Source organism: Solwaraspora sp. WMMB335, from assembly GCF_049179075.1.
Taxonomy (GTDB): domain Bacteria; phylum Actinomycetota; class Actinomycetes; order Mycobacteriales; family Micromonosporaceae; genus Micromonospora_E.
In genome coordinates this window covers 7,610,575-7,621,743 of record NZ_JBMHMF010000001.1, presented here as the reverse complement: position 1 = coordinate 7,621,743, position 11,169 = coordinate 7,610,575, and the positions used below count along the sequence as shown (strand labels likewise).

At 70.5% G+C, this 11,169-nt stretch carries 11 protein-coding genes; 9 read left to right on the top strand and 2 right to left on the bottom strand.

What is annotated here, in order from left to right; genetic code table 11:
* Positions 1–279, bottom strand: a complete 279-nt coding sequence (locus ACN27F_RS32740) for a YggT family protein (RefSeq protein WP_421439372.1) — start codon at positions 277–279, stop codon at positions 1–3.
* Between the two features lie 331 nt (positions 280–610).
* On the opposite strand from ACN27F_RS32740, the gene ACN27F_RS32735 reads away from it, so the two are divergent.
* The 3 genes from ACN27F_RS32735 to ACN27F_RS32725 are packed head-to-tail and all read left to right on the top strand — an operon-like array spanning position 611 to position 4,052.
* Entirely contained in the window at positions 611–1,906 is a 1,296-nt protein-coding gene (locus ACN27F_RS32735) for a phenylacetate--CoA ligase family protein (protein WP_421439370.1), read from the top strand.
* A gap of 44 nt (positions 1,907–1,950) precedes the next feature.
* Positions 1,951–3,054, top strand: a complete 1,104-nt coding sequence (locus ACN27F_RS32730) for a zinc-dependent alcohol dehydrogenase (RefSeq protein ID WP_421439368.1) — start codon at positions 1,951–1,953, stop codon at positions 3,052–3,054.
* Positions 3,048–4,052, top strand: coding sequence for an amidohydrolase family protein (locus ACN27F_RS32725; RefSeq protein ID WP_421439366.1), 1,005 nt, complete (start codon positions 3,048–3,050; stop codon positions 4,050–4,052). Before ACN27F_RS32730 ends, ACN27F_RS32725 begins: the two co-directional genes overlap by 7 nt.
* Positions 4,053–4,087: 35 nt before the next feature.
* Here ACN27F_RS32725 and ACN27F_RS32720 read toward each other — a convergent pair whose 3' ends face one another.
* Positions 4,088–4,942 carry an IclR family transcriptional regulator gene (locus ACN27F_RS32720; protein WP_421439364.1) on the bottom strand — a complete coding sequence of 285 codons (855 nt, stop codon included), beginning with the start codon at positions 4,940–4,942 and terminating at the stop codon, positions 4,088–4,090.
* A 548-nt stretch (positions 4,943–5,490) separates the two neighbouring features.
* On the opposite strand from ACN27F_RS32720, the gene ACN27F_RS32715 reads away from it, so the two are divergent.
* The 6 genes from ACN27F_RS32715 to ACN27F_RS32690 are packed head-to-tail and all read left to right on the top strand — an operon-like array spanning position 5,491 to position 11,124.
* Positions 5,491–6,042, top strand: a complete 552-nt coding sequence (locus ACN27F_RS32715; protein WP_421439362.1) for a UGSC family (seleno)protein — start codon at positions 5,491–5,493, stop codon at positions 6,040–6,042.
* Positions 6,039–7,121 carry a hypothetical protein gene (locus ACN27F_RS32710; RefSeq protein WP_421439360.1) on the top strand — a complete coding sequence of 361 codons (1,083 nt, stop codon included), beginning with the start codon at positions 6,039–6,041 and terminating at the stop codon, positions 7,119–7,121. Before ACN27F_RS32715 ends, ACN27F_RS32710 begins: the two co-directional genes overlap by 4 nt.
* Positions 7,118–8,140: an ABC transporter ATP-binding protein gene (locus ACN27F_RS32705; RefSeq protein WP_421439359.1), complete on the top strand. Its 1,023-nt coding sequence runs from the start codon at positions 7,118–7,120 to the stop codon at positions 8,138–8,140. The genes ACN27F_RS32710 and ACN27F_RS32705 overlap by 4 nt, the downstream gene beginning before the upstream one ends.
* Complete coding sequence (locus ACN27F_RS32700) at positions 8,130–9,191, top strand: ABC transporter ATP-binding protein (RefSeq protein WP_421439357.1); 1,062 nt, start codon at positions 8,130–8,132, stop codon at positions 9,189–9,191. The genes ACN27F_RS32705 and ACN27F_RS32700 overlap by 11 nt, the downstream gene beginning before the upstream one ends.
* A complete protein-coding gene (locus ACN27F_RS32695) occupies positions 9,188–10,147 on the top strand; it encodes an ABC transporter permease (protein WP_421439355.1) in 960 nt (319 codons plus the stop codon). Before ACN27F_RS32700 ends, ACN27F_RS32695 begins: the two co-directional genes overlap by 4 nt.
* Positions 10,147–11,124 carry an ABC transporter permease gene (locus ACN27F_RS32690; RefSeq protein ID WP_421439354.1) on the top strand — a complete coding sequence of 326 codons (978 nt, stop codon included), beginning with the start codon at positions 10,147–10,149 and terminating at the stop codon, positions 11,122–11,124. Before ACN27F_RS32695 ends, ACN27F_RS32690 begins: the two co-directional genes overlap by 1 nt.
* Positions 11,125–11,169 lie beyond the last annotated feature (45 nt).

The window sequence follows — 11,169 nt, the reverse complement described above, 5'->3', positions numbered from 1 at the left end:
TCAGGGCAGCAGCGCCCGGACGATGACGAGGGCGAGAAACACCACGATGAAGGCCAGATCGATGCCGACACCGCCGAAGCGCAGCGGCGGAAGGGCCCGGCGCACGGGGGCCAGCACCGGCTCGGTCACGGCATGCACGCCGTTGGTCAGGCGAGAGCGGGCCGAGCCGGGCGACGCCGGTCCGGCCAGCACCGAGGTCCAGTCCATGATCGCGCGGACGACGAGCAGCAGCTGAACCAGCAGCAACAGCAGGTCCACCACGGCGAACACCGCACCCATCGGGCCACCTCCCGGGCCATCGGCCCACCATCATGCACGGCTGTCCCCTTCAGTATGCCGCGCGATCTTGTGAGCTGACTGAACGTCGCCGCCACAGCGCCCCGGTTCCCGTCTGCCTTCCATGTCACGAAAGGAGCCTTGTCCGGCTGATCATCCGCGCGGGATGGTTACGCACCGGCGCCGGGTGACGCCGATGTCTGTTCCGATCTCTGTCTACCGCAAGGAGGACGGGTCCTGTGATGTGGATGCACGTCGATGCGGGCGGCGCGACCCGCCGGAGGGCAGCGGCAACGGCCCCGCCGCGGGTGATGAGCGGTCTGTGGTGCCGCTGATGACAGCCGCTCCCACCTTCGTCGCACCGACAGACGTCGATGCGGTCACTGCAACGCTGCGTAGTCAGCTCGCCGGGCTGCCCGCCCGGTCACCGTTCTACGCCGACCTGTTCGCCGGGCACGGCATCGATCCGGTGGCGTTCCGCTCACTGGCCGACATCGCCGGGTTTCCGTTCACCGACAAGCAGATGCTGCGGGCGAGCCAGGCGGCGGCACCGCCACTCGGGCGACACGCCGGGGTCGACATCTGCGAGGTGATCCGGGTACACGCCTCGACCGGCACCACCGGTACGCCGAGTTGGGTGGGAGTGACCCGCGACGACGCCGAGGCGTGGACCGAGATGACCGCGCGGGCGTTTCGAACCATGGGCGCCACCCGCGAGGACGTGGTGTTGCACGGGTCGGGGCTCACCCTGTTCGTCGGTGGCCTGCCGATCCGCGACGCCCTGGAGCGGATCGGCTCCACGGTGGTCCCGATCGGTACCGGCGCGTCGGAGAAGGCGGTGCTCGCGATGAACACGCTGGGCGTCACGGCGCTGCACTCGACCCCGTCGTACGCCCGGTACCTCGCCGAGTACGTACGGCAGAAGGTCGGTCGCGACCCGCGCGAGTTCCGGCTGCGCAAGGTGTTCGTCGGTGGCGAGCCCGGCGGCGGGGAGCCGGCGTTTCGGGCACACCTCGAGTCGGAGTGGGGTGCGCCGGTGACGGAGGGCCTGGGCAACGCGGACATGGCACCGGTGCTGTTCGGTGAGGCCCCGGGCAGCGGCGGGATGCGGTTCACCGGCGGTCGACACGTGCTCGCCGAGCTGATCGATCCGTCCTCCGGCGAGCCGGTCGCGGTCGAGCCCGGGGTCACCGGGGAACTGGTCTACACGTCCGTGGACCGCCAGTGCTGTCCGCTGGTGCGGTTCCGTACCCGCGACCGGGTCACCGTCACCAGGCTGGCCCGGGACGGTGCCCCGTTGATCCGCTGCGTCGGCCGGACCGACGACATGCTCATCGTGCTCGGGGTCAACGTGTTTCCGTCGGCGGTACGGGACCTCGTGCAGGAGTTGCACCCGCGTACGTCCGGCGCGGTGCAGATCGTGTTGCCGGCCCGGGGACCGCGGGTGGAGCCGCCCTTGCGGGTCGAGGCCGAGTGGGGCGAGCACCCCGGCGACCACGACGAGCTGCGCGACCGGATCGAGTCGACCATCCGGTCCCGGTTGTCGGTACGCGCGGTCGTCACGTTGGTCGCTCCGGGGTCGATCGAGCGCTCCGAGATGAAGAGCCGGCTCACCCGGCTGGCGAACTGACGCACACCGGTGGCGCAGACGAAACACGCGGGAGGAAACCAGACATGGCTGACATGGTGCGCGCGGCGGTCCTGCTGGGGCCCCGGCGAATCGAGATCCAAGAGTTCGCCCGGCCGCCGGTCGGGCCGGACCACGCGCTGCTGCGGGTGGAGGCCAACGGGATCTGCGGCAGCGACGTGGAAACCTACCGGGGGCATCTGGGCAAGGCGACCGGTCCGTTGATTCCCGGGCACGAGCCGCTGGGAATCATCGAGGAAATCGGCGAGCAGGCCGCGAAGCGTTGGGCAGTCGTCCCCGGCGACCGGGTCGCCGTCGAGATCGTCGTTCCCTGCCGGTCCTGTCAGTCGTGCCTGACCGGCCGGTACCAGTACTGCCGCCATCGCGCGGTGGGACACGGGGTGACCCCGCTGTCGGTCGCTCCGGGGCTGTGGGGCGGTCTGGCGGAGTACCTGTACCTCTCCCCCGGTGCGATCCTGCACCCGGTGGACAAGACCCTCCCGGCCGAGATCGCGGTGATGGTCAACCCGATCGGCGCCGGCGTGCGCTGGGCCTGTCATCTCGGCGGAGTCGGCATCGGCGACACGGTGCTCGTGCTGGGGGCCGGGCAACGGGGGCTGGCCTCGGTGATCGCCGCGCGCGCCGCCGGCGCCGGCACCATCATCGTCACCGGCTTGTCCGCCGACGCGCACAAGCTGGCGCTGGCCACGGAGTTCGGGGCGGATCACACCATCGTGGTCGACGAGTGCGACACCGTCGACCGGGTCGCCGAACTCACCGACGGCAGGCTGGCCGACGTCGTGCTGGAGCTGACGCCGATGGCCACCGCCCCGGTCACCGACGCGCTGCTCGCCGCCAGGCTCGGTGGACGGGTGGTGCTTGCCGGGCTCAAGGGCGGCAAGGAGGTGCCGCTACGTACCGATCTGATCATCAACCGGGCCCTCACCGTCGTCGGCGCGTACGGGGTCGACGCCCGCGCCTGCGCCGACGCCATCCGGATCATCGAGTCCCGCCGGTTCCCACTGGCGAAGCTGCACACCCACACGTTCGGGCTGGACGACACCGCGCTGGCGATGGAAACCCTGGGCGGCGAAGTGGCCGGCGAGGCGGCGGTGCACGTGTCCGTCCACCCGGAAGCGGCGTCATGCTGATCGACGCACACGCCCATCTGTTACCTGACGACTACCCGGCCGACGCCCCGGCGTGCTTCCCCCGGATGGAACCGGTCGACGGCGACACCGCGCGGGTACTCGTCTTCGGCCCGACCCGGTTCACCGCCCGCGACGTGTTCTTCGACGCCGAACGGCGGATCGCGGCGATGGACGCCGCCGGCGTCGACGCCGAGGTGCTCACACCGATGCCGTCGCTGTTGCGTTACGACCTGCCACCGGCAGACGGGCTGGCGCTGGCCCGGCATGTCAACGAATTCACCGCTGCCCTGTGCTCGGCGGCGCCGACCCGGCTGTTCGGCTTCGGGATGGTGCCGATGCAGGAGCCCGAGCTGGCGGCCGCCGAGGTGGCCGCGATCCGCGACCTGGGACTGTACGGCGTCGAGATCGCCTCCAGCGTGGCCGGGGTGCCGATCGGCGAGGAGCGGTTCCGGGCCGTGTTCACCGAGGCGCAGCGCCTCGGCGTCGCGGTCTTCGTACACGCGTTGCCGGGACCGGTCGACCGACTACCGGCAGCGGCGAAGGGGACGTACGCCGTCGGGTTGGAGGGTGCCCGGGCAGCTGCCTCGCTGGTCACCGGTGGTACCGCGGCGAGTTGCCCGGACCTACGGATCTCGTTCAGCCACGCGGCCGGCGGATTCCCGCTGATGCTGCCCCGGGCCCAGTATTTTCAGACCGGCGCGTGGAACGAGGAGCCGGCGCTTCCGCACCGGGCGCCACGCCCCGACGACGGTCCCGCGCCGTTGGAGTACGCGCGCCGGTTCTACTACGACTCACTGGTGTTCGACCGGCGCGCCGTGCGCTACCTGATCGATCTGCTGGGTCACGACCGGCTGCTGGTCGGTTCGGACTTCCCGGCGATGGCCCGGGAGGAACCGACCGCGGCGACACTGCGGTCGATGGACCTGGATCCGGCCGTGCTCGCCGACATCACCTGGTACAACGCGTTCCGATTTCTCGGCATCGAACCGCCGGGCTGACCCCTCGGCCGGGCTGACCGGCCCAGCCGCGGGGGTCACGCCGGGCTGGTCAGCGATACGCCGCGGCAGCGCTGCGATGCGGGGCGGCGGGGCGCTGGCGTGGCGCCGAGTACGGTGGAGATCGACGCGGCGGTGTCCGCCAGCATCGCGATCAGCCGCCGCAGCACCTGTTCGTCGGTGCCGACCACCACGCTGATCGCCGCGACCACGTTCTCGCGGGGCCCGCGCACCGGTACGGCGACCGCCACCGCCTCCATGCTTATCTGCTGACGGGTGATGACCACCCCGGTCTGGCGGACCTCGGCGAGCATCCGCCGCAGCACCCGGGGATCGACGATGGTCTTCGGCGAGTAGCGCACCATCGGCGCCCGCAGCACGTCGTCCTGCAGCTCTTTGTCGGCATAGGCCAGGAGCACCAGCCCGGTCCCGGTGGCGTGCAGCGGCCAGCGGTCGCCGACCCGACTGGAAATCTGTGCGCTCGCCCGCGACCGCATGGCTTCGACGTAGACGACCTCGTGACCGTCGCGCACCCCGAGATGGACGTTGGCGTGCGTGGCCTGGTGCAGGTCGTCGAGGTAGGGATAGGCGGCCTCGCGTAGCTCCAGACCGCGCGGAGCGAGCGCGGCGAGTTCGAGCAGGCGCAGCCCGACGAAGTAGCGTCCCGACGGATGCCGCTCCAACGCCCCCCAGCTGACCAGCTCACCCACGAGCCGGTGGGTGGTCGGCAACGTCAATCCGGCTCGCCGGGATATCTCGCTGAGCGTCAGCGTACGGTTTCCCGGCCCGAAGGCGTCCAGCACGGCCAGTGCCCGGCCCACCGCGGTGCGCCGGATCGGCTCGTCGTGCCGGATCGGCTCGTCGTGCCGGACCGGACCAGGGGTGGTGGTCAACTCCTACCTCCGTGGGCTCGGGCGGCTCCTACCTCGGCGGAAATCTGCGGGGTGCTTCGATCTTGATCTCGGGATACACGACAGTCGACGGAGGCTGGGCGCCAACGGCCTACGTGGCACGGCCCGGGCGCCGTCCCGGCAACACAATTCGTAATGACACCGCCACGGACAACGGCATCACGGTCACATCATGACCAGTTCGTTTACCAAATTGTTGACATTATTATCACCGCCGAAACATGACCGTCAAGGTTGCGCTTCCGGGCCGTGGCACTGCCGTGATCATCTTGTGACCCACGCCGGGTCGATCCGACGCACGTGCCGCGCCGGTCGAAGTTGTCTTCCGCCCGGCGGAAGGGCTCTGTCTCGGCCACAGCGCAAGCCGCGAAGGTACACCTCACGACGCCGGCCGGGCACCTCGTCGGTCGGGGTCGCAGCACTGACGAGACACGCAACGACAAGCAGGCAAAGGGGATCCCACCCAGCACCCGCCACCCGACGCCACCGGTGGCGTCGGGTGTCCCCGCAGTGAGGACGGGAGCGCACCGATGTTCAGCGCGATGATCGATCCGACCGCAACCACGGCCACTCCCACCGGCCCGGTTGCTCTCGCCGCCCGCCGGAAGGCCCTGCCCGGCAGCACCGTCGGCCTGCTGGCCAACACCAAGCGCAACGCCGAGCAACTGCTCGACGACGTCGGTGCGCTACTCGAGCAACTGCACGGCGTCGCGCGGGTGGTACGGCGCAAGAAGCCCAACATCAACGAGCCGATGCCGCCGGACATGCTGGCCGAGTTGGTCGCCACCTGCGACGCGGTCGTCGTCGGCGTCGGCGACTGCGGTTCCTGCAGCGCGTCCGCGATCACCGACGGGATCGCGCTGGAGGCGGCCGGTGTTCCCGCCGCGGTGGTCTGTACCGAGGCGTTCACCGTCAGCGCCGACGCCATGGCCGCGGTGCAGGGCAGCCCGGGTTACCACTACGTCCGTACCCCGCACCCTGTCGCGCCGCTGTCCCCGGCCGAGCTGCGGCAACGTGCCACGGCGGCGTTGCCGGACATCGTCGCGACGCTGTCCGGCGGCGCACCGGGTGGCACGCCATGATCGCCGGCGACGCCACCGCCGACCTGGATCGGCTCGGCTATGCCCAGGCCGCCGTCGAGCACGCGTACGACCAGGGCTGGACCGACGGGCTGCCGGTCGTGCCGGTCACCCGTCCCCTCGTCGATGAGTTCCTCGCCCACACCGAGCGGCCGGCCGACGATGTCGTCGCCGCGGTGCGCAACCTGAACCGCGAGTGCACCGTCGAGCAGGCGGCGGTCAACGCGGCCCTCGCCGGCTGCCGCCCGGAGTACTTCCCGGTGGTGCTCGCGGCGTGGGACGCGTTGGTGCGGACTCCGGTCGTGGCCGCCGGCGGCTGGCAGTCCACCAGTGGTCCGGCCCCGCTCATCGTGGTCAACGGTCCGATCCGGCACGACCTCGGGATCAACAGCGCCGGCGGGGTGTTCGGCCCCGGCTTCCGGGCGAACGCGACGATCGCCCGGGCCATCGGTCTGGTGGTCCGTAACGTGTTCGGCATCCGCCCGCAGGAGCTCGATCAGGCCACCCAGGGCGTCCCCGGCCGATGGTCGCTGTGCGTCGGGGAAAACGAGGAGGAAAGCCCGTGGGAGCCGCTCGCGGCCGAACTCGGGCTGCCCGCCGGAACCGACTCGGTGTCGGCGATCCTGCTACGTACCTGCGAGTTCGTCGACAACCGCAACACCCGCCAGCCGGAGGAACTGCTCGCCGACTTCGCCGACACGATCTCCCGGACCGGAGCCGCGATCGGCCGGCACTCCTCGGCCGGCCTGGTGCTCGGCGTCGAGCACGCCCGGCTGCTGGCCGATGGCGGCTTCACCAAGGCCGACGTACAGCAGTGGCTCTTCCAGCGGTGCGTGCGCAGTCACGCCGACCTGGAGCGGGCCGGCAAGGGTCTCGACGGGCTGTCCGGGCCGGGTATCGACGAGTACGGCCTGCGCATGCTGCCGTCCCCGGAGCAGCTGCTGATCGTGGTCGCCGGTGCCGGCAACGCGGCGATGTCGATGGTGGTCCGGCCGTTCGGGTTCGCCGGCTGGTCACGGGTCGCCGTCCCGGTGCTTCGCAGACCCGCGCCGGCGCTCCAGACGAAGGGAACCGACCGGTGACGGCCGAACCGCTGCTCGACGTACGCAATCTCAAGGTCGAGTTCCCCACGCGGCACGGTCGGCTCGAAGCCGTCAGTGACGTCTCGCTGCGGGTCGAGCCGGGAGAGACCATCGCCGTGGTCGGCGAGTCGGGTTCCGGCAAGAGCGTGACCGCCCAGGCGGTGCTGCGGCTGCTCCCCAGGACCTGCCGCACCGGCGGTTCGGTCCGGTTCAACGACCGTGACCTGGCGGGGCTGACCGAGTCGCAGATGCGCCGGGTACGCGGAGCCGAGATCGCGATGGTCTTCCAGGATCCGATGACGTCGCTCGATCCGCTGTTCACGATCGGCAATCAGCTCGTCGAGGCGCTGCGCCTGCACCTGCCGCTGAGCCGCCGGCAGGCCCGGCAACGGGCCCTGGAGCTGCTGCGCGAGGTGGGCCTTCCCGAGCCGGAGCGCCGCCTGCGTGCCCACCCGCACGAGCTCTCCGGCGGACAGCGGCAGCGGGTGATGATCGCGATCGCCATCGCCTGCAATCCCGCCCTGCTCATCGCCGACGAGCCGACGACCGCCCTGGACGTCACCGTCGAGGCGCAGATCCTGCGGCTGATCCGCCGGCTGCAGGCCGACCACGGCACTGCCCTGCTGTTGATCACCCACGACATGGGGGTGGCAGCGGAGATGGCCGACCGGATCGTGGTGATGTACGCCGGCAAGGTGGTCGAGCAGGGCACGGTCGAGGAGGTGCTGCTCGATCCGCGCAACCCGTACACACGGGCGCTGCTGGAGAGCATCCCCCGCCCGGGTCTGGACCGACACAGCCTGATGCCGGTGATCCGCGGCACGGTACCCGGTCTCGCCGAGATGCCGCCCGGCTGCCGGTTCCACAACCGTTGTCCGTCGGCGCTCGACCGGTGCCGTACCGAGGAGCCGACGCTGCTGGAGCTGGCCGACGGCCGGCAGAGCCGGTGCTGGCTGCACGACCCGAACACCCGGCGGCCAGACCTGACCACGTCCCGAGGAGCCGGGCATGTCCAGTGAGGTCATCGTCGACCGGGGTCCGGCACGGCCCGCCGCCGACGCCACCGACCGATCCGCCGGTCCCAACCCGCTGCTGCAGGTCGACGATCTGGTCAAACACTTCCCGGTCCGCAGCGGGCTGCTGCGGCGTACCGCCGGTCACGTCCAGGCCGTCAACGGTGTCTCGTTCGAGGTGGCCGGGGGACGGACGCTGGGCCTGGTAGGCGAGTCCGGATCCGGCAAATCGACGACCGCCCGGCTGGTGACCCGCCTGATCACGCCGACCTCTGGCGCCGTCCGATTCGACGGTGTCGACGTGCTCGCCAGCCGTGGCCGGCAGCTCAAGGCACTGCGCAAACGGATCCAGATGGTGTTCCAGGATCCGTTCGGGTCACTCGACCCGCGGATGCCGGTGTTGACGGCGATCGGCGAACCGCTCGAAGTGCACGGGATCGCCAGCGGCCGGGCCAAGGCGCACCGGGTCGGCGAGCTCCTCGAAACCGTCGGTCTGCAAGCCGGCGACATGCACAAGTACCCGCACCAGTTCTCCGGCGGGCAGGCCCAACGGATCGGCATCGCCCGGGCGCTGGCCACCGAGCCGGACATGATCGTCTGCGACGAGGCGGTCTCCGCACTCGACGTGTCCGTCCAGGCCCAGATCCTGAACCTGCTCAAACGCCTGCAGCGGGAGTTCGGCCTCGCCTACCTGTTCATCGCCCACGATCTCAACGTCGTGCGGTACGTGTCCGACGACATCTGCGTGATGTACCTGGGCGAGATCGTCGAACGCGGCCCGGCCGACGAGGTGTTCGCCCACCCGCGCCACCCGTACACCCAGGCTCTGCTCGACGCGATCCCCGTCTACGACCCGGTGCGGGCCAAGGCGCGCGAGCGCGGCACGGCCATGGGCGAGGTACCGAGCCCGAGCAGCCCACCGCCCGGCTGCCGCTTCCACCCCCGGTGCCCGCTGGCCTTCGAACGGTGTCCGGACGAGGTCCCCCGACAGGCACCGGTGGGCCGGGGCCACTGGGCCGCCTGCCATCTGCACGACCGGAAGGAGGCGACCGCGTGACCGCCTACGTGGTGCGCCGGCTGGTCCTCGGGGCCGTCGTTCTGGCGCTGGTCACCATCGGGGTGTTCCTGATCCTGCACATGATCCCCGGTGACGCCGTCTCGTTGCAGTTGCAGGACGCGTCCGGGGTCAGTGAGGAGCAGGCCGAGGCGCTACGGGAGAGCTTCGGCCTGAACGACCCGGTACACGTGCAGCTGGCGCAGTGGGCGGGTGACGCGATCCGGGGCGACCTCGGCGAATCGTTCTGGACCGGGGAGTCCGTGACGACGATGTTCCTCGACCGCGTTCCGGTCACCCTGCAACTCGGCGCGTGGTCGGTGCTGATCAGCACGATCGTCGGCATCGCGCTCGGGATCGTGTCGGCGGTACGCCGGGGCGGCTGGGTCGACAACGCGGTACGCGTGTTCGCCGTCGCCGGGCTGTCCGTCCCGAACTACGTGGTCGCGCTGCTGCTGCTGATCCTGCTCGGGACCCAGTTCGCCTGGTCGCCACCGCTGGTCTACCGCGGCCTGTTCGAGGATCCGGTGAGCTACGTCCAGCAGCTGGCGCTGCCGGTGTTCGCGCTGGCCAGCGGCTCTGTCGCGGCTATCGCACGGATGACCCGCTCGTCGATGCTGGAGGCTCTCAACTCGAACTACATCCGCACGGTCCGCGCCAAGGGAGCCACGTCCTGGCTCATCTACTTCAAGCACGCGCTGCGCAACTCCTCGATCCCGGTGTTCACCCTGGTCGGTGTCCACCTGGCCACGGTGCTCGGCGGGACCGTCATCCTCGAGACCCTGTTCGGCCTGCCCGGCACCGGGCAACTGATCTACGACTCGGTGCTCTCCCGGGACTATCCGGTCGTCGTCGCCTGCACCATCTTCTACGCCGGCCTGTTCGTGCTGACCGTCATCCTCATCGACCTCGTCTATGCCGTGATCGATCCCCGAATCCGGACAGGGAAGGGCAGCTGATGACCGATCCGATCGCCCAGGCGGCACTGGTGGACCGGCCAGCCGCCCGCCCCGGCACCGACGCGGCCGGCGGAACCGGTGGGCACGGCGGGGCCGACACCGAGCCGGGCGCACCGGCCCAGGCCCGGGACCCGTGGCACACGACGGTACGGCGGTTCATGCGCAGCCAGCCGCTCGGGGCGGTGAGCGTCGTGGTGATCCTGGGATTCGTCGGGACCGCGCTGCTGGCGCCGTTGATCGCCCCGTACGATCCGATCACCCAGCATCGCGACTACATCCTCGGCGCGCCCACCGGCGAGTATCTGCTGGGCACCGACGACCTCGGCCGGGACGTGCTCAGCCGGACCATCCACGGCGCCCGCACCTCACTACTGATCGGGCTGGCCACCACGGCGATCAGCGTGAGTATCGGAACGCTGCTCGGGATCCTCTCCGGATACCTCGGCCGGGGCACCGACATGGTCGTCCAGCGGATCGCCGACGCGATCCAGGCCATCCCGCCGATCGTGCTGCTGCTGTTCATCGCCGTCCTGCTCGGTCCGTCGGTCCGCAACACGGTCATCGCCCTGATCGTCGTCACGATGCCGTCGTTCAACCGGGTGGCCCGGGGCGAGACGCTGCGAATCCGGGAGGAGGGGTACGTCGAAGCGGCGCGGTCCACCGGTTCGGGCCCGGCCCGGATCATGCGCAAGCACGTGCTGCCGAACATGCTGGCACCGATGTTCACGATGGCGACCCTGGTGTTCGCCTCGGTCATCATCGCCGAGTCGGCGCTGAGTTTCCTCGGTATCGGCACCCCGCCGCCCACACCGTCCTGGGGTCGGATGATCTCTGAGGGGCTGCGCTTCGTCGAACAGGCCCCGTGGCTGGTCGTCGCGCCCGGAGTGGTGCTCTCCCTCGCGGTGTTCGGGTTCAACCTGCTGGGCGACGCGCTGCGTGACTTCCTCGATCCCAAGCTGACCTCTCATCGCGGCTGACGCACCATCTCGGCCGAGCACCGTCTGCCACCCGTCAAAGGAGCC

What these genes read in the sequence shown, in the direction of transcription:
- ACN27F_RS32730 (WP_421439368.1), top strand. Translation starts at nt 1,951, where the DNA reads ATGGCTGACATGGTGCGCGCGGCGGTCCTGCTGGGGCCCCGGCGAATC.
- ACN27F_RS32700 (WP_421439357.1), top strand. Translation starts at nt 8,130, where the DNA reads ATGTCCAGTGAGGTCATCGTCGACCGGGGTCCGGCACGGCCCGCCGCC.
- ACN27F_RS32740 (WP_421439372.1), bottom strand. Translation starts at nt 279, where the DNA reads ATGGGTGCGGTGTTCGCCGTGGTGGACCTGCTGTTGCTGCTGGTTCAG.
- ACN27F_RS32735 (WP_421439370.1), top strand. Translation starts at nt 611, where the DNA reads ATGACAGCCGCTCCCACCTTCGTCGCACCGACAGACGTCGATGCGGTC.
- ACN27F_RS32690 (WP_421439354.1), top strand. Translation starts at nt 10,147, where the DNA reads ATGACCGATCCGATCGCCCAGGCGGCACTGGTGGACCGGCCAGCCGCC.
- ACN27F_RS32725 (WP_421439366.1), top strand. Translation starts at nt 3,048, where the DNA reads ATGCTGATCGACGCACACGCCCATCTGTTACCTGACGACTACCCGGCC.
- ACN27F_RS32715 (WP_421439362.1), top strand. Translation starts at nt 5,491, where the DNA reads ATGTTCAGCGCGATGATCGATCCGACCGCAACCACGGCCACTCCCACC.
- ACN27F_RS32710 (WP_421439360.1), top strand. Translation starts at nt 6,039, where the DNA reads ATGATCGCCGGCGACGCCACCGCCGACCTGGATCGGCTCGGCTATGCC.